We start from the raw sequence: 23488 nt of genomic DNA, 5'->3' as shown, positions 1-23488 counted from the left end.
TCGGTCAGACCGGTGGCGCGGTGTCGCATGGCGCAGGCCGGCTTCCGGGAGTTGTGGGTCTCCGATCACTACCACCCCTGGAACGACGCGCAGGGCGGCCATAGCCCATTCGTCTGGTCGGCCAAGGCGACCGAGCGCGGCGGGCGGCTGCATTTCGGGCCGACGGACACCCCGTTCGGCCGGTTCGTGGCGCTGAGCGATCCGCAGGGGGCGGCATTCTCCGTGATCGACATCACGACGGCGAAGGGGGAGATGCCCAAGCTGACGGATGACCTGAGCGGCGTCCGTGCCGCACGGCATGATGCCCGACCGGAGTCCCGGCATCCCGCGCTCCGGGGTGCCGCACCGGCCGAACGCGGTTTCAATGAGAAGCGGGAAGGACGGGTGGCCGCAGATACCCGGCAGCCCGGCATGGCTTTCCTGCCGTCGGCGAGGAGGGGCCCAGTCATGACCAACGCGACGCGCCTGCTGGTCGCGCTTCCGGCAGCACACCGTGACCGACTGATGACGCTGGCCCACCAGGTCGGCTTCGACCAGGACGCACGGATCTTCGAGGAAGGGGCCACCGCCGACCGTTTCTGGGTGCTGCGCTCGGGATCGGTCTCGCTCGACCTGCAGGTGCCCGGCCGACGCCGGGTGGCCGTGGCGACGCTCGGGCCCGGCGACCTGCTCGGCTGGTCATGGCTGTTCCCGCCCTACAAGTGGGATTTCGGGGCGGAGGCGTTCAGCCCGGTACGCGCCTACGAGTTCGAGGGAGCCGCGGTACGGGCGCTCTGCGAGGCGGAACCGGCCCTGGGCCTTGAGCTGGTGCGCACCATCACCGAAATCCTCGCCCATCGCCTCGTGGCGACCCGCACCAAACTGATCGACCATATGGCGACGCACCGGACCGCAATGCCTTAGTAGTCAGCGGCAGTTACTCATGGATATCCGGTCATTGATGCATCTCCGGTGGTAGTTCACGCATGTCTTGTCGCGTGTGTTGTGGCGTAGAGCGTGTCGACAACTCCGCATGCGCACACAAGACGGATGCCGATCCCTCGCACATGATGTTCGTACACGTCCGTGGGGATGCTTAATGTAGGGCCCATGACCATGGCCGATTCCGATGACGTCCGGCGTATCGCACTGTCCCTGCCGGAGACGGTGGAGAAGATCGCCTGGGGCATGCCCACCTTCCGGGGCGCGGGGAAGATGTTCATCACGGTTCCCGACGATGAGACCTCGTTCGCGGTGCGGTGCCCGATCCACGAGCGGAAGGAGCTGATCGCGGCGGAACCGGAGAAGTTCTGGGTGCCGCCGCATGAGGCGAGTTCCCACTGGGTGCGGGTGCGGCTGGCCGCGCTGGAGGACATGGACGAGCTGCGGGACATCCTCGTGGACTCCTGGAAGCAGGCGGCTCCGCCGCGGCTGCTGAACGCCTTTCCCGGGACGGACTGAGCGGCCTGGCGCTCACCCGCCATCGGCACGGTTCGGGTCCACGCCGTTGATCCGCGCCAGCCGCACCATTTCGTCCAACTCGTCTTGGGCCACGGCCACTTCGTACGCGTCGTCGGCCTCGCTCGCCGCCGCCACCGCGGCGCGTGCCACCCGTACCCGCTCCCGTATCGTCTCGGCGAACCCGCCCACCCCGCACCTCCGCACGTCGACCGGACCTGGCACTCACATCAACTATCGAGTGGAAGAATTCCGCAAGTCTAAGGGCCGGATGTGAACATTTGGGGCGCCGCGGTGCGGTTCTCGGGCTCCGCCGGTCCGCTCTCACGGATTTTGGGGTTGGTCCGCCAGGGATGTGCCGTGACCGATACCGCCGCTGGCGGCCCCGGAGGGGGAGCCGCGGCGGGGGAGGGGGCGGAAGCGGAGCCGGAGCGGGTGACAGGGGTCGGGGACGGGACCGGGGCGGGGGCGACCTTCCGGATCCTCCTGTCGCTGGCCTGAGCGCCCACCCCTCCTTGTTATTGGGATCCATTTTCATGTAGCGTTTACGGCGTTCCAACCCAGGAGATTGCCATGGCCGTTCGCAAGCGGAAGATATCCCGCAGCAACACCCGTCATCGCCGCGGCGAGTGGCAGGCCACCACGCCACGGCTCAGGCCGGTCACCGTCGACGGTTCCGCCTACTCGGTGCCCCGGCGGGTGGCCGCGGCGTATGAGCGCGCCCTGCCCCGCCCTGAGGACTCCGGGTCCTGAAGACTCCGGGTTGGGCGGTGGTCGCAGCCACGGCACTGCCCAACCCGGTACGTCCGCTCGCCTCCAACGGCCTGATGCAGTCGGCGCGTTGCGATCACGAGCCACGCCCACCCGAGGATGCGGGCTCCAGCTCCGTCAACTGCCTGCCCCGCAGGGTCAGGAGGGATCGGCGAGCAAGGGGTCCGGGATACCGGCCCATCCATCGGGGCCGAGAGAGAGTTCCGCATCGTTGAGCAGGGCCGCATCAAGGGCCGAGCGCAGCCGGTCGCGGTCGAGGTCGATGCCGGTGAAGACGATCTCGTTGCGGCGTTCGCCGTAGTAGTCGTGCCAGAACCATGAGGCCATCGTGCGTCGTTGCGGGGAGGCGCTCCGCCAGGCGTGCTCATCGCCGAGCTCCAGCCAGCGGTCCGTTTCCCGGAGTTCCAGGTGGGGACCGGCCGAGCGCCAGGTCACCACCGACCCGGGGCGGCTGGACAGCCACAGGTGTCCACGGCTGCGCACCACACCGGACATCACGTCGGCGAGGGCGTCCGCCAGCCGCGCTGGATGCAGTGGACGCCGGGCCCGCCACAGCACCGACTCCACGCTCCGCTCGATGCCACGGCGAGGGCGGCGTACGGTCACCGGCTCCAGTCTCGCCCGCCATTCCTCGATGGTTCCCCGCGGCGCGGGCCGGGTGAGGGCGGCCGGCCCGGTTGCACCGGTGCCGGATTCGTGCGCGGCGTGCGGCAGGAGTGTGGCCGACGGGTTCAAGTGCCCTGCCAGCGCGGCGACTCCGCCCGCCCGCCGTTCGTCCGAAGGATCCCACCGCTCGTCCGAAGGCCCTGCGCCGGGCACGATCAGCACATCTGCGGCCTCCACCTGACGGGCGGCGACCTCTGCGGGGGTCAAGGGGGCAGTGCGGTCGATGCCGTTCCACAAGGCGACGGCGCGGTGCACACACCCGATGTCGGCCAGGAATGACGCCGGATCGAGGGCGACCATGAGCGGCGCCGGATCGTAATGGTCTCCCAGCGCACTCGCTCCGATGCGCGGACGCCACAACTCCACCAGAAAAGGCAGCACATCGAGCTCTTCCGGGAGGGTGAGGACGACATGGGGCGGGCGTGCGCCGCGTCGGAGGGTGAGCAGGTCCTGGCGGAGGACGACCACCGGGTCGCCGGTGGTGCCCCGCACAACGGACCCCCTCGGCCCGGCATCGACACCGGAGACAAAGCGCTGCACGAACGGATACCCGCCGTCCCGGCCCTGGATCGACACGGCCAGTACCACGGCGTGGGGCGAGCGGCGCAGCAGATGGTCGACCGCCTTGCCCCGCACGTCCGGGGTGTTGCCGGCCACCACACTCAACAGGCTCTTGGGCACACGGTTTTCCATCGGTTGAGGCATCAGTTGAGGTGAGCGGGCGGACGGCTTGAGCGGCGTGGTGGGGTTCGGTTCATGGACACTCCGGCATTGTTGGAAATGGTTTCCATTTTTATATCATGTCCGGGGTCGGCCGTCTGCCCGGCAGCCGCGGCGTTACGGCTGCGATGCCTCACCCGCCGTCACCTTGTCGGCATCCCTGTCGTCCCCGCAGGACGCCGCGGCACGGCGCCAGGCGGCGTCCCGCAGCAGACGGAGGCCGTTGAGGCCGACGAGAATGGTGGAGCCCTCGTGTCCGGCGACTCCCAGCGGCAGCGGCAGGTGCCCGGCCAGATCCCAGATGGCCAGTCCGGTGATGAACACCCCGGCGATGACCAGGTTCTGCGTCACCAGCTTGCGGGACCGGCGGGAGAGCGCCATGACGGTGGGGATCGCGGCCAGTTCGTCGCGTACCACGACCATGTCGGCGGTCTCCAGGGCGAGGTCGGAGCCGACGCGGCCCATGGCGATGCCGGTATGGGCGGCGGCCAGCGCGGGGGCGTCGTTGACTCCGTCACCGACCACCATGACCTTCCGGCCCGTGGACTCCCACTCCCGTACCGCGGTGACCTTGTCCGGGGGAAGAAGTCCCGCTCGGACGTCGGAGATGCCTACTACGGCGGCCAGTTGGGCGGCGGCGCGGGGGTTGTCGCCGGTGACCAGGACCGGCGGGCGGCCGGTCAGGGCGGCCAGGCCACGGACGGTGCCGACGGCGTCGGGGCGCACACGGTCGGCGATGCCGAGAACGCCCACCGGGGTGCCGTCCACGGTGACCAGAACCGCGGTGCGTCCCGCGCTCTCCAGGACGGCGGCCGCCTCGGCGCCCTCGGTGAGCTGCCCGGTCAGGCCGTCCAGCAGCCGGGCCGGGCTGCCGACCGCGATCCTCGTCCCGTCAATGGTGGCGCTGACGCCCAGGCCCGGGGCGGCGGTGAAGTCCGTCGCGGTGGGGATGTCCAGGTCGCGGAGGCGGGCGGCGTCGACGACGGCGCGGCCGAGCGGGTGCTCGCTGGGGTGCTCGGCGGCCGCCGCGAGGGCCAGCAGGGTGTCCTCGTGCAGCCTGCTGCCGGCCAGGGGCTGGATATCCGTGACGTGGGGGATGCCCGCGGTGAGGGTGCCGGTCTTGTCGAGGGCGACGGCGTCGACCTGGCCGAGGCGCTCCATGACGACGGCGGACTTGACCAGCACGCCGTGGCGGCCGGCGTTGGCGATCGCGGACAGCAGCGGCGGCATGGTGGCCAGTACCACCGCGCACGGCGAGGCGACGATCATGAAGGTCATCGCGCGCAGCAGGGTGGGCCGCAGATCGGCGCCGAAGGCCAGCGGCAGGACGAACAGTGCGAGGGTGGCCGCGACCATGCCGACGCTATAGGTCTGTTCGACCTTCTCGATGAACAGCTGGGTGGGTGCCTTGGTGCGGGAGGCTTCCTCGACCATGGCCACGATGCGGGCGATCACCGAATCCGCCGCGTCCCGCTCCACACGCACCCGCAGGGCGCCGGTGCCGTTGACGGTGCCCGCGAACACCTCGTCCCCGGTCTCCTTCGTCACCGGCAGGGGTTCGCCGGTGATCGTCGCCTGGTCGACCTCGCTCGCCCCGTCCAGCACCCGGCCGTCGGCGCCCACCCGCTCGCCGGGCCGGATCACCACGGTGTCGCCGATCGTCAGCGCCTCGGCGGGCACGGTTTCCTCCATGCCGCCGTCGGTGATCCGGGTGGCGGTGGCCGGGGCCAGGTCGAGCAGGCCGCGCACCGAGTCGGCGGTACGTGCGGTCGCGAGGGCCTCCAGGGCACCGGAGCTCGCGAAGATGACGATCAGCAGTGCGCCGTCCATGACCTGGCCGATCGCCGCCGCCCCGAGGGCCGCGACGATCATCAGCAGGTCCACATCCAGCGTCTTCTCCCGCAGGGCCTTGAGACCGGCCCAGCCGGGTTCCCAGCCGCCGGTGGCGTAGGTGAGTGCGTAGAGCGGCACCCAGGTCCATGCGTCGGCCCCGAGCAACTGCAGGGGCAGCGCCATCAGGAACAGCGCCAGGGCGGCCGTGGCCCAGCGGGCCTCCGGCAGTGTGAACACCCGGGTGCGGCGCCGGGGCGCCGTGGTTTTCCGGATGTCGACCGGGGGCCGGAGGGGCGGTCAGTGTGGCAGGCATGGTGTGGCGATCCCTCGCAGCCAGGGGCGGAACGGGTGCAACCCCTCCACTATAGAGGAACGAATGAACATTCCTTCATGCCATCATGCGGTCAGTAGGATACGGCCATGGGCCATGGAGTCGTCACCCCCGCCGAGAACGCCGTCCCGCGCAAGCGCCTCGATCCGGCCAGTGCCGCGAGGGTCGCCACCACGCTCCAGGCCCTTGCCACGCCGTCCCGGCTGCTGATCCTGGCCAGGCTGCGCGAGGGCCCGCTGCCGGCCACCGAGCTGGCCGCCGAAGTCGGCATGGAACAGTCCGCCTGCTCCCACCAGCTGCGACTGCTGCGCAACCTCGGCCTCGTCGTCGGCGAGCGGCACGGCCGCTCGGTGGTCTACGCCCTGCACGACAACCATGTCGCCGAACTCCTCGACCAGGCGCTCTACCACGTCGAACACCTGCAACTCGGCCTCACCGACACACCGGCCGCGCCGACGACGGCCGTTGACCGAGCACAGCGCTCATGACGGCCGGGGAGAGATCCACGCGAGGTAGCCGTCCGGTATCCCGGACGGGTGCCAGTCGCGGGCGAACGACGGCGGAGCCTGTGTGCTCTTCGTGATGACCACCAGCGGCATCCGCCGGCCCAGACCGAGCAACTGCCGCTGGGTGATGCTCTCGTCGTGGCCGTCGAGCTGGCGTGAGGTACATCCCGTGTAGTACGCGACGGGGATGGCCTGCTCACCGGTGACGACGCAGGGCGGACGCACGCCCTGGCGCTCCAGCTGGGCGCCGATCGCCGTCAGATCCTGGTGCCGGGCCCGGCTGCGGCCGTCCACCTGGGTCAACACCGCGAACTGCACCGCCAGGTGGCCGACCAGGCCCAGCGCCATCGCGGCGCCGGCCACGGTGCGCGGGGCCGGGCGCACGCGGGTGAAACACCACACCACGCACTCCGCCACGGGCAGGGCCAGCAGCGCATAGGCCGGCAGCAGAAAGCGCGGTGCCGCGTAGTCGATGGAGAAGAGGTACGGCCACGCCAGGGTGACCGCGGCCGCCACGGCCAGCAGCGCGATGGAGCCCCGGCGCGCGATTCTGGCGCAGGCGACGCCGCACGCGGCCAGGACGGGCAGCGCGAACCACCACACCGCAGTCCATGGGTGCGTCCACTCGCCGCCGCACGGACGGCACAGCGTCCGCCCGCCCAGACTGCGGACCTGGTCATCCACGGCGATATGCCAGCCCATGCCGCCCTGGATCTCACTGGCCCGGTCCATTCGGGCCGTCAGCCCGCCGTACGAGAGATAAGCCTCGACGACCCAGGGCGCCGCGCCCACCACGATTCCCGCCACCAGCACGGCAGGCAGGGCGAAGCGCCGCCACGGCCGCACCACGACGGCGGCCACCAGCAACGGGGCCGCGAGCCCGACGCCGTCGGTCGGCCGCAGGACCGTCACGAACGCCAGCGCCGCCCCCACCCCGACGAGCGCCGCGCGGTCCGCCCGCGCCCTCGCCGCGCGCAGAAACCAGCCCGTCGCGGCCAGCGCCCCCAGCGCACACCACAGATTGGGCATGGCGCGCGGCCCGTAGAACAGGGTCACCCACAAACTGGCGAACAGCAGTCCCGCGCAGCCGAGAACAGGGGGCGGGACGAGCCGCCGCCACACCCACAGGGCGAGAAAGAGACCGAGGCCGGACAGGACGGCGAGATACACCCGGAGCGCGGTCGTGGAGGCGGTCAGCGCGGCAACCGGAGCCACGAGGTAGGAGATCCCACGCGCCCGGGGCGCGGAGAAGAACGCCGTGGGTGTCCCGGGCTGGACCTGACTCACATAGACGATCTCGTCCCAGCCCAGACCGGACCCCGGCACCACCAGCACGAGCTGCACCGCGACGAAGGCCAGCGCCACACCCGCCAGCCAGGGGAGCGCCCGGCGCGGCGTCCGGCTCGGCCGCGCACTCGGTATGTGGTCCGCGGGCCGCGGCTGCAACTCCACGCCGTGGTCCATGTTCGCTCCTCGCCGTCGGCACTCTGCGGTCGCGGCCGTCACTCCCGTAGCAGTGCGGCTACTCCCGCAACAGTGCGGCGCGATGGATCCGGCCTCCACCGGCGTACGGCCATCTGGCGCAGCGTCCGGGCGAGTGGACTGGTCACCCACTGGTCACCCACTCACCCTCCCCTCTACAGAAAGTAGCGGTTCGTGTACTGTTCGTGATGTGCCGGAGAGTCAACGCAGACGTACCACTGCTGCGGCCTGGCAGGCCCTGCGCAGGCGCTGGCCCGTGCCACCACGCCCCCGCCGCCGTCGCGTCACCCTTCCGGGCGGCGAGGCCGTCACCCTGCGCCCCGCGACGGCACGCGATCTGCCCGCGGTCACCGCCCTGCACGCCCTGTGTGTGCCCATCCCCCGACCAGCGCTGACCGGCTTCCCGGCCCGCGACGAGCTGTCCCGCCTGCTGGGCCCCCGGGCGGGGCACAGCCTGCTCGCCGAGGCCGCCGCCAAGCGGCCGGTCGGCTGGGGCGCGCTGGTCGCGGACGGTCCGCGAAGTGACGCCGTGCTGCTGGCCGCCGACGCCTGGAAGGACCGTGGCCTGGTGACCGTCCTGCTGCGCACGCTGTGCCGGACGACCGTGGAGGCGGGCTGCGAGGCGCTGTCGGTGTACGCCGCCGACGGTGATGCCGCCGTACAGCGGGCGGTGGCGGCCCTCGGGTTCCCGCATGCGGTGGGCCGCGCCGACGCCCGGGCGACGGTCTACGCGATCCGCCTCACGACCGCGATCCCGTCGGCGCCCGGCCCCGTTGACGGGACCGGCGCCGGCCGTGCGCCGCGACCGGTACCGTTCGGGCGCCCGGGGGATGGATCGTGATCAAGGGACGGACCCTGACCTGTCGTGGGCCGGGACCGGGACCGGGGCGGCGCCGTTCCCGGTAGGATATTTGCATGGGGACGCAAGTTATGTCGTGGGATGCAGCCGCTGCCGATCGCGCGGTCGCCGTGCTCAAAGCGGTGGCCGATCCGTCGCGCTATCGCCTGCTGTGGGCGCTGAGCACGCAGGAGCTGCCGGTGAGCGCGCTTGCCGAGCTGCTGGACGCACATGTTGCCGCGACCTCCCAGCATCTGGCGAAGCTAAGGGCGGCCGGACTGGTGGAGTCCCGGCGGGAGGGAACGCGCATCTACTACCGGGCGGGCGCGCGCGTGCGGGGTCTCCTGGAAGAAGCGTCGCTGGTGGCGAACACCCCCGCGCAGCAGGACGCCGGGGAAAGCGAGGCACCGGCCGAGCCTGTGGCCGTCGCGAAGGAGGAAAGGGTGCGCGCGCCACGGACGGTGCGCGCCCGTCGGCCGGTCGTTGAGCACTAGCGCCTGTCCGATGGGGCACGGCCGGGCCCGCGACGGTGACCCATCGGACAGGCCATGGCCACGGCCTCAGCCCCTGATCCGCCGAACAGTCCGCAGGGCGGTCGCGAACGGTTCTCACCTGACCTCATACGTCTGCCGCGCCGGTGGCCTGGTCGTGGTCGAGCTGGTACTCCTGCGGGCCGGCGTCGTATGCGTAGAGCTCGGCGTAGCGGCCCCAGTCGGTGGCGGTTTCCAGCTGCCGGGTGACCTGTTCGCTGGTGAAGTGGTGGGCGAGCAGGTCGCGGAAGAAGCCGGCGCGCAGGGTGCCGTCGGGGTTCTGCCGCAGACTGGTGGTGATCAGCCGGACCAGGGGTGCCTCCATGGCCGCCTCGGCGAAGATCGTCTTGGACCGCTGGACATCGGCGCCCGCGTAGGCGGTGCCGCGCTCGGTGAGCTGCAGCTCGTTGTCGCCGACCCTGGCGAAGCCGAGCAGTTCCAGGGCGTCGACCAAGGGAAGGACGTCGTCGATCGCCAGGCCGAGGTCGTCGGCGAGGTCGGCCAGATCGCAGCGGCCGTCGCGGTGGGCCACCATCTCGGCGAGGCCGGAGAGCCCGTCGACGCCGGCGCGCGGCAGGGGGGTGTTGGCGGGGGTGCGCTTGTCGGGTTCGACTGCCTCGGTACGGCCCGGGAGGGAAGGGTGGGGGAGCTCCTTGGGCCGGCCGGTCATCACCCGGTACACGCGGTCGATGAGGTCCGCGAAGGCGGGTGAGTTGCGGTCGCGCGGCCGATCGAGACCGACCTCGAAGGTCTCGCGGATCGTGCCGTACGGGCGCGAGCCGAGCACCACGATCCGGTCGGCCATCAGCACCGCCTCTTCTATGTTGTGGGTGACCAGCACGATCGCGCGGGTGGGGAACTGGCCGGACTCCCACAGCTCCATGAGCTCGCCGCGCAGATTCTCGGCGGTCAGTACGTCGAGCGCGGAGAAGGGCTCGTCCATCATCAGGACATCCGGTTCGACCACCAGCGCGCGGGCGAAGCCGACGCGCTGACGCATCCCGCCGGAGAGCTCCTTGGGGTACGCGGACTCGAAGCCGTCCAGGCCGATCAGGTCGATGGCCTGCACGGCGGCGTCCGCGCGCCGGTCGGCCGGTACGCCCCGGGCCTCCAGGCCGAGTTCGACGTTTTGCTGGACGGTGAGCCAGGGCAGCAGCGCGAAGGTCTGGAAGACCATCGCGGTGCCGGGGTTTGCGCCGGTCAGCGGCTCGCCCCGGTACGTGACGGTGCCGGAGCTGGCCGGGACGAGGCCCGCCAGGCAGCGCAGCAAGGTGGACTTGCCGGAGCCCGACTTGCCGAGCAGCGCGACGACTTCGCCGGCGCGCACCTGCAGGTCGATACCGGAGAGGACGGGCAGTTCGCCGTCGGCGCCCGCGTAGCTCTTGGTCAGACCGGCGGTTTCGAGCAGGACGTCGCCGTCGGCGGCGCGCGGCACCCTGGCCGTGGCCGTGGCCGTTGTGGCCGTGGTGGCAGTGGTGGGCGTCATGACGGCGGTGGGGGTGAGGGCGGTGCGCAGGTTGCGGAGGGTGCTGAGGATCATGGGGGCTCCATCGCGTCACGGATGAGGGGTACGGGGAACGGCTCTGGGCCGCACCGGACGGAAAGGTCGGAGGAAGGAAGCCGGGGGAGAGGAAGTCAGGGGGATATCGAAAGAAGAGGGAGGAATCAGAGGGCGAATCGGGTTTCGGCGAGCCGGTAAAGGCGCCGCCAGACAAGGCGGTTGAGGCCGACGACGTACAGGCTCATCACCGCCACGCCCGCGATCAGGTGCGGGAAGTCGCCGTCGGCGGTGGCCCGCGCGATATACGCGCCGAGTCCGGTGGCGGTGAGTGTGGTGCCGCCGAAGACGACGACCTCGGCGACGATGGAGGCGTTCCAGGCGCCGCCGGAGGCGGTGATGCCGCCGGTGACGTAGGAGGGGAAGATCCCGGGCAGGATCAGCCGCTTCCAGCGCTGCCAGCCGCGTACACCCAGGTCGTCCATGGCCTCACGGAGATCGGTGGGGATGGACATGGCGCCGGCGATGGTGTTGAAGAGGATGTACCACTGGGCACCCAGCGCCATCAGCAGAATGCCGCCGACGTCGAGGGACACGCCGGTCCTGAGGAAGAACCAAACGGCCAGCGGAAAGAGGAAGTTGGCGGGAAAGCTGGCCAGCACCTGGACGACCGGCTGGGCGATCCGGGTGAGCTTCGGAGAGAAGCCGATCTTTACGCCGATCGGCACCCAGATCACTGTCGCGACGGCGACGAGGATGACGACGCGGGCGAGGGTGACCAGGCCCACCAGCAGCGGTTCGCCGAGCACGCCGAGGCCGGTGCGGTCGTGGAGGTAACGGCCGAGGTCGGTCAGGCCCCACAGGACCAGCACGCCCGCGATGCCCCCGAAGACCAGGTCGCCGGTGCGCTGCCGCACCGGGTCGACGGTCAGCGGCCGGTCATCGGTGCCGAAAACCCGAGTCGCTCGGCTCAGCCCACGGCCCACGGGTCGCAGCACCACGCCCAGGAGCCGCGGCCAGTTGGAGCGGCGCAGGAAGTTCAGTACGACCGAGCGCTGGACCTCGCTGGCCTCGGCCTGCTCGTTCTTGAACCTCTCCGCCCAAGCGGTCAGCGGCCGCCAGAACAGGAAGTTCACGCCGATGACCATCACGGCCATGGTGAGGATGGCCCAGCCGACCTTGCCGAGGTCGCCGTCGGCGATGGCGGCTCCGGCGTACGAGCCGACGCCGGGCAGTGCGAAGTCCCGGTTGTTGACGCTGATCGCCTCGGACGCGACGAGGAAGAACCAGCCGCCGCCGAAGCTCATCATGCCGTTCCAGACCAGGCCGATCATCCCGGACGGCACCTCGACCCTCCAGAACCGCATCCACCTGGTGAACCGGAACGACCGTGACAGTTCGTCGAGTTCACGCGGGAGGGAGGTGAGGGAGTAGTAGAACCCGAAGGTCATGTTCCACGCCTGCGAGGTGAAGATCGCGAAGATCGACGCGCATTCGAGGCCCAGCATCGAGCCGGGGAACAGGGCGATGAACCCGCTGACGGCGACGGTCAGAAAGCCGAGCACCGGGACGGACTGCAGGATGTCCAGCGCCGGGATCAGGATCCGCTCCAGGCGGCGGCTCTTGGCTGCGGCATAGGCATAGATGAAGGTGAATGCAGTGGACACGGCCAGCGCGACGAACATCCGCAGCAACGAGCGCGCCGCGTCGTACGGCAGCTGGGCGGGATCGGTGTCCACCCGCACCGACTGATCGGTGGAGAAGCGGACCGTGGTCCCCTGCCCGACCCGCAGCACGAGGTAGAGCAGCACCAGCACGGCCGCCGCGACCACCACATCCACCCAGGTCAGACGGGACAGCCGGCCGGCGAACCGAGCGGGGAGCGAGGCCCTTCCCCAAGCGCTCGACTGCTCGCGAGCAGGGGAGGCCCCAACCGCGGGACCGCTCTTCCGGAATGACATCACAAGAACCTCCGACCACATGCGGGCACGGTGGGGCACCGGGCGCGCGAGGGCTCGCCCGGACGGCACCGGCCCGGCATGGAGAGATGAGACGTGCGGAAGTCAGAGACCGCCGACGAGGCAGCGGACGGGACTGGGAGGGTCTTCACTCACGGCTGCCTCCCTTCCGTCGTTTCGTGATGCGTTCACCCATGCAGATGCGTTCGGCGATGCATGCGTTCCGCGCAGAGCGCATGCATCGCATCAGAAGAGCGCATTCAACGCATCAGGGTGAATGCGCTCAGCGATGCAGGCGAGTCTGCCGCTTGTTGCGCGGTTACGCAAATAACTGCGTCTGTGCCGTGTCAAGGATGCGCGCCACCCGACCCGGTTACTTGCGTAGTCGTGCAAGTATGTGCCTATCCTCGTGGCGGGCCTGAAGACCTGAGGGCCTGGAGTCCTCATGGGAGCCGGAGGGGGTGAGAGACATGGATCGCAGTCATAGTCGGCCGGGCCGTGGCCGGCCCCGCATCCCTCTGTCCACGCACCCTTCCGGTACGCGGTAGCCGTCGACCCACGTCACGCGCCGCGTGCCCCGTCGCCCTGTCCGCGCAGGGTGAGAGGAGGCCCTCATGGCCGCTCTGAGCACGTTCGACTTCGCCCTCCGGCTCGGCGTCGGTGTCGCCTGCGGCGCCCTGATCGGCATCGAGCGGCAGTGGCGCGCCCGTATGGCGGGGCTGCGTACCAACGCTCTGGTCGCCGCCGGCGCCACCCTCTTCGTCCTCTACAGCGATGTCGTCGGCGACCCCGGCAGCCCCACCCGCGTCGCCTCGTACGTCGTCTCCGGCATCGGCTTCCTCGGTGGCGGTGTCATCCTGCGTGACGGCGCCTCCATCCGCGGCCTGAACACCGCGGCCACGCTGTGGTGCTCGGCCGCCGTCGGGGTGCTGTCGGCCTCCGGGCGCCTGATTCTGGCCCTGTTCGGCACCGGCGCGGTTCTCATGATCCACCTCGTCCTGCGTCCCGCCGGGCGGATGATCGACCGCGTACCCCAGCACGATCCGGACACCGAAGGGGCCCATGCCACCGTCCACGTGCTGTGCGACCGGGGCGACGAGACCCATATCCGCGCGCTGCTGCTGCAGTCCCTGGCGGCCGGCGGGCTCACTCCCACCGGGCTGCGGGTGCGGCGGGAGGACGAGGGCACGACCGGACTGCAGACCGTCGTCGCGGTCACGGATGACCCGGCCCGCGCACTGGAGCAGTCCATCGCCCGGCTGTCCCTGGAGCCCGGAATCCGCGACCTGCACTGGCATCTGGACGCGACGCCCGCAGAGACCGAGCGGGAGGTCATGGCCGTGAGCGGGGAGGGGGGCGAGCGTGAAGCGCTCTCCGGCCGGGGTGGTGGTCGGGTGGCCTGTGGGCGTGTGCGGGCCAACTAGAACCGATCCGGCATGATGTGGGTCGCGCTCTGCGCCCGCTGTGCCTAATCCGCCCAATGCGCCCACTGGAGGAACATGTGATGACGGTAGGTCCGTGGCCTCCTGGGCAGAATCCGCGCATGGCCGAAGTGCGGGAGTCTGTAAGGAAGTTGTTCGCCCTCGATGACGATGCGGCCGGTTTCGTCGGGCAGTTGGCGTATGGCGACGTGGACCGCCCGTGACGGGCCCGGGCAGCCGGACGAGGATCGGCGCGGCCCGCGGCCGTCCCTGCACGCTGGTGGTGTGCCGCGGCTGCTGCTGCGGCAGCCCGCGCAAGCATCCCGGCACCGACCACGCGTGGCAGCTCGCCCGGCTCCGCGCCGCCGCAGCGGAATCGGGCGGACGGCTGGCGGTCCGGACGAGCGAATGCCTCGGCCCGTGCAGTCAGGCCAACATCATCGTCGTCCAGCCCTCCGGCGAAGGCCGTCGACGCGGTGGCCGGGCGGTCTGGATCGCCTGGGTGCTGGAGGACGACAGCACCGACGCCGTCCTCACCTGGGTGACGGCCGGCGGACCGGGCATCGCCCCGCCTCCGCCCAGCCTGGAGCTCCGGTTCGTGCCCTCTCCCGGCGAGGCGCAGTCGCGCACCCGCGCTCGCGCACGCCGTGCACGACGGTGACAGGCGGGCGGATCGCACGGGCGACAACGCAGCTGCTGTGATGGGCGGGGCCGCCGACGAGCAGCCCCGGGTGCCGTCCGGTTCGGCGCGCGGGCCCACCGCCTCGGCGACCCTCGCCAGGCCATCGCTCTCGGGGAGGCGGCGGTAAGCGTCGCCTGCTCGGCGCCCCCCATGCCACCCGCGCATTCCTCCACCGCGTTTCTCCACGCGGGACGCGCACCCCGCCGCGCAGCGGCCCACGCCGCCCTAGGTGAGAACCGCTCGTCCTTCGCGGATCTCGCGGCAGCCAAGCGGGTCCCGCGGCAGCCGAAAGGCATCTCGCACAGGCAGCGGGCCGGATGGCCCTTTCACGAGGTGTCCACGTACCCGTCGATCACCACCAGGCCCTGGCACTGGCGGCCTCCGGGCCGTAGCGTCGCTTTGATACCTAGCAACGCTAGACCGGCTTGCGCGCCGCCCCCTGCGTGCCCTCGTAGTAACGGCAGGAATGGTTCGCGTCTGCTGTGACGGCTGCACCTCGTGCGGTGGCGGGGGCGGCAGATGCGGTGACGGTGGGTACTGCGGCCAGAAGCAGCCCGGCCAGGGCGGCGGATGCGGCCCAAGTGGAGCGCGGCGCTGTGAGCATGTCAAACCCCTTCGCTTCGGTTTCCTCGTGGATCGCATACTGCGGCGATCCACGAGGAAATTGACGCCTGGAGGCTCAGGACATGCGCATATTGCCGAGTCTTCACTCCTGAGGGGGACGGCCTCCCGGGAGTCGCGATCCCCGAGTACTGGTCTTGGGGCAGCTGCTGGTGCACGGGGGCGGAGCGTGGCGCTGAACAGGCTCGAAGGCGGTGTGGCGGCCCTGAGGAGGGAGGGCGAGCGGCGTCGGCGGCCTGGTGCGTAGCGGGCCAGTGCCGCGACGCGTCCGCGGGCTGTGGAGTGCCCAGCTGTCGCAAGCTGCGTTGCCCGGCTGTCGTCCGGCGCGCGGGTCGGCTGTTGTCCGACGTTCGCGTCGCGCCTGACCTGCCACGCCTCGATTCTGTGGAGAAACCCCTTGACTGCGGAGGAAACGTGAGGAAAATAGTGAATACACCAGAAAGCCGGAGAGCCACACCGTTGGTAGAGACGTCTATCAACAAGAGACCCTTGGTCAGGCTCTGGCTAGGCCCCCGGAGCCCCTCGAAACCGGAGCTTCAGCGACGACTGAGGCTGATGGTGACGTTGTGGACTACCGGGGACTGTTTTGTGCGCGCACACTTATCTCCCACTCCACGCCCCTCGCCTCGCAGCTCCGAGGCTGACGGCCGGACAGTCCGAGCGAGCCCGGGCCGGGCAGCTCGGTTGGCACTGGGTGCCACCGACAGCGTGACCGCGACCAAGACGCAGCACACCCGTGACCGTCGCAGCTGGGATTCCGCCAAGCGCGGTGATGCCTCGACGGCGAGCTGGGTGCGGCGATCACGCCACCCAGAGATGCCGTGCTTCAGTGCCGCTCTCGCTAACAGGCAGGCAGCGCAGGGTAGTTGGGCGCAGGCAGCGCACCAACGGTGCACCGATGGCACGCCGTCGACGCGCCGATTCGCGCTTCACGCCGACGTCGGCCCATGGCGCGTACCGATGCGTCCCGCGCCCCCGCCGAGTCCCTGATGCTTCGTGGCGCGGCTCCCACGGGTAGCACGGACTCCACACCGTGCTCACGGCGGCCGCGAAGGAGGCTTCACCATGACGCGAGGGCAGGAAGCTACCAGGCTCGACGACCTCCGTCGCCGGCGAGAGAACGCACAACAGGTGGGAAAGCGTGGCGATCACCGTGCCGCTGCCGCCCTGTTCGAAGGTCTCCTACCCCGCTACGAGTGGGCGCTCGGACCGGAGCACGAGGAGACCCTGGCCGTGCGCGACGGGCTCGGGTTGTGGACCGGCGACGCCGGACGTCTGACGGAGGCCGTCGCCCTCCTTCGCGAGCTGCTCGGCACGCGCGAGCGGATGCAGGGCAAGCAGCATCCCGACACCCTCTACACGCTGGACAGCCTCGGCTACTTCATCGGTGAGAGCGGCGACCCGGCCAAGGGTGCCCGGCTGCGTCTCGCGGCACTCGCCGGCCAGGAACGCGTACTCGGCCCCGCGCATCCGGACACCCTCGTCACCCGCAACGGGGCCGCGGCCCTGATCGGCGCCGCGGGTAATCCCCACCGGGCCCTCGCCATGCTGCGGGAACTGCTTCCCGTACGAGACGGCCTCGCGGGCCCGGCGGATCCGGGAACCATGAGGACGCGCCACGAGGTCGCCCGCTGGACCGGTGAGGCCGGACATCCCCGCGAAGCCCGCGACATGCTCCGGGATCTCCTGCCCCACCGTCAGGAGGTGCTCGGCGACGAGCATCCGCACACCCTGACCACCCGGCATGAACTCGCCCGCCGGACCGGCGAGGCGGGTGCGGTCGACGAGGCGGTGGCAAGGCTGCGGGAACTCCTGGAGATCCGACGCCAGGTGCAAGGATCACGCCATCATCGGACGCTGGAGACCTGGCACCAACTGGCCCGATGGACGAGCGCCGCAGGTCGCCCGGACGAAGCCGCCGCGATGCTGCGCGGGCTGATTCCGGCCCGCGAGCACACTCTCGGCTCCTGTCACCCGCACACGCTCGCCTCACGGCAACTGCTGGCCGTAAGCGCCGGCCGCCCTCCGAGCCGCGGCTCACGTCGCGGCGGTTCTTGAATCACGGCGGTTCTTGCACCGGTGGGCGCCTGCCCCACCGTCTGACGCTCCTGCCGGACAGGTGCTCCGGATGCGTCCCTTCGGGTGATGTGCCGTCACTCGGGTGCGGCGAGTGGGCCGGGACGGCCGATACGGTGGTCGATCCTGGCTCAGGGGTGGACCGGATATTGCGTGACCGGCACCGAGGGTGGCGGTGATCCGCACCCGGACACCGTAACTCGGAAAGCGAGCATGCCAATTGCGAGATCAAGCTGCCACGGCGAGTGAGCTCGGCGACACGGTGGAAAGGCGAACTGTCGCGGGAACAAAGCGAACTGTCATGGTGACAGGGAGAAAGGACATGGCGGCAAAGGGAAATGACACGGCAGAAGAGCACTCCGTCATGGTGACGAACTGCGCTGCCGAGCAACTGCACCAGGTGCAGGAATTGGTCGGCATGCTCACCGACGCGCAGTACGTCCACCGGCCCGAAGGGGCCAGCAGCATCGCCGGCCATGTACGCCATTGCGTGGACCACTACACCGCGATCCTGGCCGGTATCGACAGCGGAACGGTCGAATACGACAGACGCGTACGGGGCACCGCGCTGGAAAAGGATCGGAGCGTGGCGCTCGACCGGCTCGGGGAAGTCCGGTCCGAGGTGCGTGGTCTCGCCGCGCGTCCCCTCGACCGTCCGGTGGAGGTGATCAGCGTCGTCGACTCGGATGGTTCCCTCGCCGCTACCCGCTCCACCGCAGGCCGGGAATTGCTGTTCGTCTCCCATCACACGGTCCACCACATCGCGGTGATGGTGCCCATGGCCCGCACGCTGGGTGTGAGAGTTCCCGAGCGATTCGGCTACGCGCCCGCGACCCTTGCCTGTCTTCGGTAGTGCGAGCGCGGTCGGCGGGTTGAAACACCTTGCTCATTGGGCGAGTTGAGCGTTGAGGCCGGTTTGTCGGGCGTCGCCGTGACCAGGGGGACACGTCGGGCGGAACTGTGGGAATGAGGTGAGCCGTTGCTGAGCAGAAGGGGCGTCAGTTCCGGCATCCGGGCCGTGAGTCGGGGTGCCGGACCAGCATGCCCGGTACGGGATCTGATCTTGATTCAGCTTGGCTCACCCGGTCGCCGCGCTCGACGTGCAGGTGGCCAGAAGGGCATGCATGGTGATCCCATGAACACACACATTGCTCGCTCCATGAAAGCTGTACCCGTCATCACGGTCAGCGCTGTCCTGAGCTTTTCGCTTGCGGCAGGGGCGGCGCCGGCCGCCTCCGCCGCGACGTCCGCCACCCACGTCGCCACGAAGGCCACGGCTGCCCAGTCGAGACCGATGGGCGGCGACGAGGGCCACCATTGCAACAACGGTGTCCTTAACATTCTGTCCATGTGCAACTGACGGATTTCCATGCAGGTTCGGGCCAGGCGGAGGAGGGCGAATGCCCGCGGTTTCCCCTCCGCCTCGCCCAACGCCTGAAGACGGCAATTCGTCCGGCCACTCCCTCAACAGCGCGCGTGGGCCGTGATGTCCGCGCCGAACTCGTCAATCATCACCGGTGTGACGCTCGGCCGGCACTGGGCGATGGCGTCGAGGTAGTCCTCGGTGCTCGCCCCGAGCCGTCTCCGGACGCCCGCCCCGGGCCCGACCGGCTCCACGTCCCGCTCGAACGACGCCTGCACAGCCACCCGCGCGGCGTGCTCGATGTCCGCCGGGGTGAACAGCTCGCCGGCCGCCACCAGCGCCGCCACATCCACCTCGGCCCGGCCCTCCGTATACCGGGACCAGGTCGCCGATCGGGCGGCCGGATCAGGCGTACTGGTCGGGATCAGGTAGTCGAACCGGCCGGGGCGCAGGAACGCCGGATCGAGCGAACGGATGGAATGGGTCGCACAGACCAGCAGCCGCTCGTCCGCTCCCGGCACCCGGGTATGAGCTTGAGCAGTTCGTTGGTCACCCCGTGCAGCCCGCCGGGCTGCGCCGGCCCGGTGCGGACCGGCGCGATCTCCTCGACCTCGTCGATGAAGGCCAGCACCCGCTCCAGCTCCGCCATCCGGGCGAACGCGCTGCGCAGCGCCGCCGCGAGGTTGCCCTGGTCGGCCAGCCGGGACGGCAGCAACTCGACGAACGGCCGGTCGAGCTTGGCGGCGATACCCCGTGCGAACGTCGTCTTGCCGGTCCCGGGCGGACCGAACAGAGTGATCGCCCGCGGCGGCCGGACCCCGTGCCGGGCGGCGCGTTCCGGCACCGCCAGCGGCCGGACGACACGCCGTTCGATCAGGGCTTTCTCCGTCTCCATGCCGGCCACCTCGGCCCACAGGCCGGCGGGCAGGAACCGTCCGCCGAGGTCTTCCAGAAGGCTCGCCGACGGCCCGTGGTGCGGCTCGGCCTTCTTGAAGTAGGCCACGGCGGGCTGCCTGGTATAGCCCGCGTTGAGCAGTCCCTCACCGAGGAGGTCCTTTTCAGGGAGCACATACGCGATACGGCTCACCCGGGCGGCGATCAGACGCCGCTCCAGCTCCACCAGCAGCGCACTCGCCGGCCCCCGGCCACGCCAGGCCGCGGCGATGGCGATACGCATCACCCAGCCTCGCTCGCCGGCCATGTGGGCGAGCGCCGCCCCGATGGGGACGCCCTGATGGACGGCCACCACGGCAGGCTGCCGGGAGCTGAGCGCGCTGATGCACTGGGTGAGCGAGAACACCGACTCCTGACCGAGATCGGCGTGGAGTCGATCAGGTGGACCACCTCGGCGAGATCGTTCTCGCGGTAGTCGTGGATGTGCCAGTCCACCGGTACCGCCCCTCGTTGGTGATGTTGCAGTGAGGCTGGGGCGGCGGGGACGGGGTTCTGCTCCACTGTGCACAATCCGGCGCGGGAACCGCTACGTTCCGCATGCGGCGGCAGCGGGCTGTCCGGCGTGCGTCGGGTGGGTGCGGCGAGGTGCTCTCCGTGCGCACTCCGGGGGCATTTTCCTCGGGTATTGGCTGATTCATCCCTAGGCCGGCCGCTGCGGGGGAGCGAGGCTTGGCGCCGAGGGCCCGACGGGGGCGGCCGACGGTCACAACCGAAGGAAGTACGTATGGACCACGACTTGCGGAGGAACGCGAAAAGGGGCCCCGAAGCTCCCGCGGACCCCGGCGCCACAACGGGAGCCGGCGAGGACGCGACACGCCAATACTACGAGTCCAGCGACGTCGACGCCTTCTACGACGTCGTGTGGGGCGGCGAAGACATCCATACCGGCATCTATGCCCATGCACAGGAGCCGATCGCGGACGCCTCCCGGCGGACCGTCGAGCGGCTGGCGGACAGGCTCAAGGGCTGTCTCGGGCCCGAAAGGTCCGTACTCGACCTCGGTTCCGGCTACGGCGGGACCGCCCGCTACCTGGCGGAACGCTTCGGCTGCCGCGTCGTCGCGCTCAATCTCAGCGCGCACCAGAACGACCGCCACCGCCGGACCAACACCGAGCGAGGCCTGGACGGCTTCATCGAGGTCGTCACCGGCTCCTTCCATGACGTCCCGTATGCCGACGCGCACTTCGACGCCGTGTGCTCCCTGGAAGCCTTGTGCCGCAGCGGCGACCGGGCGAGGGTGCTGAGCGAGGCGGCACGCGTCCTCAAGCCTGAAGGTGCGCTCGCCTTCACCGACCTCATGGCCGCCGAGGACACACCGCCCGACGTACTCCATCCGGTCGTGTCCCGCCTCGGCGTGGACGCGCTCGCGACACCGTCCGGCTACGTCCGCCGGCTCACCGGGCTCGGCCTGGACCACGTCGAATTCGACGACTACAGCGATCAACTGGTCACTCACTACGTCCGTTTGGCGGACGAGACCAGCAAGCGGGAAGCGGAGCTCCGCGGCATCATCAGCCCTGACTACCTCGACCTCCTGCTCCGCAATCTGCCACTGTGGGTGACCGCCGCCCGCAACCGACAGCTACGTTGGGGCATCCTCCACGCAAGCCGCACGAGTAGCCATGAGGCCACTGGGTCATCGGCGAGTGGGCGGCGGCCATAGCCATGGGCCAGTGGGCCTTGGCCCAGTGGGCATCAGCCATCGGGCAGTTGCATCGCCTCGCGCTGGATCTGCTCGAACTGCGCATTCATCGCCTCGGCCAGGGCTTGGGCGGCCGACATAGGGCGGACCATGACCGTGAAGGCATCGATCAGACCGTCGTCGTCGAAGTGCAGGAAGTCGCAGCCGTTGATCTCCAGATCGCCGACCTTGGCCGTGAACACCAGCGCGTGGTCGCGACCGTCCGGGCCGGCCATCTCCCGGACGTAGCGGAAGTCGGTGAAGACCCGCATGACGCCACGCAGGATCGCCGCAGTGATCGCCTTGCCCGGATACGGCTTGAACGCCACCGGGCTGGTGAAGACGACGTCGTCGGCCAGCAGCGCCGCGACCGCGTCGTGATCACGGGCCTCCACGGCCTTACGGAAGGAGGTCATCCCGCCCGCCCTTCGCATGCAGTACGTAGGTAGCAGTAGTCAATTTATTGAGTAAGTGTTTTGGACAGTAGTGGTAATGGGCCGGGGTGTCCATAGCCCGGCCGAGGCGCCCATAGGATGAACGGATGGCATTGCGCAACGCGGTTCTGGCCGAGCTCCTGGAAGGTGAGGCGTCCGGTTACGACCTGTCCAAGAGCTTTGACGCGTCGGTGGCCAATTTCTGGATGACGACCCCGCAGCAGCTGTACCGGGAGCTCGACCGCATGGAGTCGGACGGCCTGATCGAAGCCCGGGTCGTCCGGCAGGAACGCCGTCCCAACAAACGCCTCTTCTCACTCACCGAGGCCGGACGGCAGACGCTCTACGACTTCACCACCGAACCCCCGAAGCCCGGCGCGATCCGCGACGAACTCATGGTCAAGGTCCAGGCCGTGGACAAGGGCGACGCCGAGGCCGTCAAGGCGGCAATCACCGAGCGGCTGGAGTGGGCGCGAGCCAAGCTGGCCCGCTACGACCGGCTCCGCACCCGTTTGCTCGACGGGCGGACCGAGGAGGAGCATCTGGCCGAGGCCGAACGTATCGGTCCCTACCTGACCCTGATGCGGGGCCGTGCATTCGAGCAGGAGAACATCCGCTGGGCCGAACGGGCTCTGGCGATCCTGGAACAGCGTTCCTCAGCGGGTTCTTCGGTGCGTTCCTCGGCGAAGGGGTGACGACGAGGCGTCGGGCGTGTCGAGGGGACGGGGCATCGGACGCCGGGACGGCGGCCGGGCGCGTCGGGATGCCGGTCGGGATGCCGGTGTCATGACCGGCGATCTCTCGTCAGCCGGGCGGAGTACCGCGCTCCGTGGGGCAGGTCAACTCTTCTTCTTCCCGCGCGGTACCACCATCTCGGTCAGCAGCGCCGCGCCCGGCTCGACGTCCTGCCAGGTTCCGTCCCAGGTCAGGACCGCGATCGCGGAGGTGGGGAATTTCTCCCGGGTACGCGGGAGGGTGTCGTCGAGTCCTTCACCGGCGAGTGTCAGGATCAGGTCTTGGACGCTCGGGCTGTGCCCGAACAGCAGCAACGTATGGACGTGCGGGGCGACTTCGCGTACGGCAGCCAGCAAATCCGGGAGAGCCGCGTTGTAGAGGCTCGGTTCGTATCGCGTCGGGGGCGGGGTTCCGCCGAGTTTCGCGGCGGCCAGGTCCCAGGTCTCCCGTGTGCGACGGGACGTCGAGCAGAGGACCAGGTCCGGCAGCCAGTCGGCATTGCTCAGCCATCGCCCCGCGGCCGGCGCGTCTCGGCGGCCGCGCGGTGCCAGGGGCCGCTCGTGGTCCGCCACGTCCGGCGGCCAGGCCGACTTGGCGTGTCGGAGGACGACGAGGCGCCGCAGGGAATTCATGCAGACACTCCGAGAGGGGTCGGGACGGTCGGGTTCCCCGTCATGGCGTGATTCAGGATGGCACTGGTGTTGACGGTGCGCAGGGCGCGGCGTGGGTCAGGGCGTGACTTGTCCGGTGAGGGCTGGGCCGATGTGCGGATCGGGGGGCGGGTCGGTCGCCCCGCCTGCTGATTGTTCTTGGTCCGTGTCGGTGGGGCTGGTTCGTGATGGGTGGGGCGTGGTTGGTGGTCTGCAGTTGGTGGTTCGTGGTTCGTGGTTCGTGTCTGTGGTCTGTGGTCTGTGGTCAGGGGGTTGGTGGTGTTGGTGGTGTTGGTGGTGT

General features: G+C 70.0%; 22 protein-coding genes and 1 pseudogene. 13 read left to right on the top strand and 10 right to left on the bottom strand.

Annotated elements, in window-relative coordinates; genetic code table 11:
- Positions 1–447: 447 nt before the first annotated feature.
- Positions 448–903 (top strand): cyclic nucleotide-binding domain-containing protein, encoded by a 456-nt coding sequence (locus tag K9S39_RS02015; RefSeq protein WP_248868562.1) that lies wholly within the window; start codon positions 448–450, stop codon positions 901–903.
- A gap of 192 nt (positions 904–1095) precedes the next feature.
- Positions 1096–1440: an MmcQ/YjbR family DNA-binding protein gene (locus K9S39_RS02010; protein WP_248868561.1), complete on the top strand. Its 345-nt coding sequence runs from the start codon at positions 1096–1098 to the stop codon at positions 1438–1440.
- 12 nt (positions 1441–1452) lie between these two features.
- Here K9S39_RS02010 and K9S39_RS02005 read toward each other — a convergent pair whose 3' ends face one another.
- A complete protein-coding gene (locus tag K9S39_RS02005; RefSeq protein WP_248861588.1) occupies positions 1453–1629 on the bottom strand; it encodes a hypothetical protein in 177 nt (58 codons plus the stop codon).
- A 168-nt stretch (positions 1630–1797) separates the two neighbouring features.
- Between K9S39_RS02005 and K9S39_RS02000 the strand changes: the two genes are divergently transcribed.
- Both K9S39_RS02000 and K9S39_RS01995 read left to right on the top strand, forming a co-directional pair.
- On the top strand, positions 1798–1938 hold the full coding sequence (locus K9S39_RS02000) for a hypothetical protein (RefSeq protein ID WP_248861587.1): 141 nt from the start codon (positions 1798–1800) through the stop codon (positions 1936–1938).
- A gap of 72 nt (positions 1939–2010) precedes the next feature.
- Positions 2011–2190, top strand: coding sequence for a 50S ribosomal protein L32 (locus K9S39_RS01995; protein WP_248861586.1), 180 nt, complete (start codon positions 2011–2013; stop codon positions 2188–2190).
- Positions 2191–2346: 156 nt separating this feature from the next.
- On the opposite strand, the gene K9S39_RS01990 is transcribed toward K9S39_RS01995, so the two are convergent.
- Positions 2347–3555, bottom strand: coding sequence for a GTP-binding protein (locus K9S39_RS01990; RefSeq protein WP_248861585.1), 1209 nt, complete (start codon positions 3553–3555; stop codon positions 2347–2349).
- A 156-nt stretch (positions 3556–3711) separates the two neighbouring features.
- Positions 3712–5700: a heavy metal translocating P-type ATPase gene (locus K9S39_RS01985; RefSeq protein ID WP_248868560.1), complete on the bottom strand. Its 1989-nt coding sequence runs from the start codon at positions 5698–5700 to the stop codon at positions 3712–3714.
- Positions 5701–5847: 147 nt separating this feature from the next.
- On the opposite strand from K9S39_RS01985, the gene K9S39_RS01980 reads away from it, so the two are divergent.
- Positions 5848–6246: an ArsR/SmtB family transcription factor gene (locus tag K9S39_RS01980; RefSeq protein WP_248861584.1), complete on the top strand. Its 399-nt coding sequence runs from the start codon at positions 5848–5850 to the stop codon at positions 6244–6246.
- Here K9S39_RS01980 and K9S39_RS01975 read toward each other — a convergent pair.
- Entirely contained in the window at positions 6241–7728 is a 1488-nt protein-coding gene (locus K9S39_RS01975) for an ArnT family glycosyltransferase (RefSeq protein ID WP_248861583.1), read from the bottom strand. The genes K9S39_RS01980 and K9S39_RS01975 overlap by 6 nt on opposite strands.
- A gap of 274 nt (positions 7729–8002) precedes the next feature.
- Here K9S39_RS01975 and K9S39_RS01970 point away from each other — a divergent pair, with 274 nt between their 5' ends.
- On the top strand, positions 8003–8587 hold the full coding sequence (locus K9S39_RS01970) for a GNAT family N-acetyltransferase (protein WP_248861582.1): 585 nt from the start codon (positions 8003–8005) through the stop codon (positions 8585–8587).
- A gap of 74 nt (positions 8588–8661) precedes the next feature.
- Complete coding sequence (locus K9S39_RS01965; RefSeq protein WP_248861581.1) at positions 8662–9078, top strand: ArsR/SmtB family transcription factor; 417 nt, start codon at positions 8662–8664, stop codon at positions 9076–9078.
- A 124-nt stretch (positions 9079–9202) separates the two neighbouring features.
- Here K9S39_RS01965 and K9S39_RS01960 read toward each other — a convergent pair whose 3' ends face one another.
- Together K9S39_RS01960 and K9S39_RS01955 are read right to left on the bottom strand one after the other, a co-directional pair.
- Positions 9203–10654 carry an ABC transporter ATP-binding protein gene (locus tag K9S39_RS01960; RefSeq protein WP_248861580.1) on the bottom strand — a complete coding sequence of 484 codons (1452 nt, stop codon included), beginning with the start codon at positions 10652–10654 and terminating at the stop codon, positions 9203–9205.
- A gap of 125 nt (positions 10655–10779) precedes the next feature.
- Complete coding sequence (locus K9S39_RS01955) at positions 10780–12453, bottom strand: ABC transporter permease (RefSeq protein WP_248861579.1); 1674 nt, start codon at positions 12451–12453, stop codon at positions 10780–10782.
- A gap of 731 nt (positions 12454–13184) precedes the next feature.
- Between K9S39_RS01955 and K9S39_RS01950 the strand changes: the two genes are divergently transcribed.
- Together K9S39_RS01950 and K9S39_RS01945 are read left to right on the top strand one after the other, a co-directional pair.
- The gene (locus K9S39_RS01950; RefSeq protein WP_248861578.1) at positions 13185–13994 is read left to right on the top strand and encodes an MgtC/SapB family protein; all 810 of its coding nucleotides are present in this window, start codon (positions 13185–13187) and stop codon (positions 13992–13994) included.
- Between the two features lie 217 nt (positions 13995–14211).
- Positions 14212–14652, top strand: coding sequence for a (2Fe-2S) ferredoxin domain-containing protein (locus K9S39_RS01945; RefSeq protein WP_248861577.1), 441 nt, complete (start codon positions 14212–14214; stop codon positions 14650–14652).
- A gap of 436 nt (positions 14653–15088) precedes the next feature.
- On the opposite strand, the gene K9S39_RS01940 is transcribed toward K9S39_RS01945, so the two are convergent.
- Entirely contained in the window at positions 15089–15277 is a 189-nt protein-coding gene (locus K9S39_RS01940; protein WP_248861576.1) for a hypothetical protein, read from the bottom strand.
- A 1082-nt stretch (positions 15278–16359) separates the two neighbouring features.
- Here K9S39_RS01940 and K9S39_RS01935 point away from each other — a divergent pair.
- On the top strand, positions 16360–17352 hold the full coding sequence (locus tag K9S39_RS01935; protein ID WP_248861575.1) for a tetratricopeptide repeat protein: 993 nt from the start codon (positions 16360–16362) through the stop codon (positions 17350–17352).
- 340 nt (positions 17353–17692) lie between these two features.
- On the top strand, positions 17693–18223 hold the full coding sequence (locus tag K9S39_RS01930; protein ID WP_248861574.1) for a DinB family protein: 531 nt from the start codon (positions 17693–17695) through the stop codon (positions 18221–18223).
- A gap of 611 nt (positions 18224–18834) precedes the next feature.
- On the opposite strand, the pseudogene K9S39_RS01925 reads toward K9S39_RS01930, so the two are convergent.
- Positions 18835–20122: pseudogene (locus tag K9S39_RS01925) on the bottom strand (ATP-binding protein).
- A gap of 289 nt (positions 20123–20411) precedes the next feature.
- Between K9S39_RS01925 and K9S39_RS01920 the strand changes: the two are divergent.
- Positions 20412–21350: an SAM-dependent methyltransferase gene (locus K9S39_RS01920; protein WP_248861573.1), complete on the top strand. Its 939-nt coding sequence runs from the start codon at positions 20412–20414 to the stop codon at positions 21348–21350.
- A 32-nt stretch (positions 21351–21382) separates the two neighbouring features.
- Here the strand turns inward: K9S39_RS01920 and K9S39_RS01915 are convergent, their stop codons facing one another.
- On the bottom strand, positions 21383–21784 hold the full coding sequence (locus K9S39_RS01915; protein WP_248861572.1) for a nuclear transport factor 2 family protein: 402 nt from the start codon (positions 21782–21784) through the stop codon (positions 21383–21385).
- Between the two features lie 125 nt (positions 21785–21909).
- Here K9S39_RS01915 and K9S39_RS01910 point away from each other — a divergent pair, with 125 nt between their 5' ends.
- Positions 21910–22497: a PadR family transcriptional regulator gene (locus K9S39_RS01910; RefSeq protein ID WP_248861571.1), complete on the top strand. Its 588-nt coding sequence runs from the start codon at positions 21910–21912 to the stop codon at positions 22495–22497.
- Between the two features lie 144 nt (positions 22498–22641).
- Here the strand turns inward: K9S39_RS01910 and K9S39_RS01905 are convergent, their stop codons facing one another.
- Positions 22642–23169 carry a SixA phosphatase family protein gene (locus tag K9S39_RS01905; RefSeq protein WP_248861570.1) on the bottom strand — a complete coding sequence of 176 codons (528 nt, stop codon included), beginning with the start codon at positions 23167–23169 and terminating at the stop codon, positions 22642–22644.
- Positions 23170–23488: the final 319 nt, after the last annotated feature.

Source organism: Streptomyces halobius (genome assembly GCF_023277745.1).
GTDB classification, from domain to species: domain Bacteria; phylum Actinomycetota; class Actinomycetes; order Streptomycetales; family Streptomycetaceae; genus Streptomyces; species Streptomyces halobius.
This window is presented reverse-complemented; position numbering and strand designations above follow the sequence as displayed.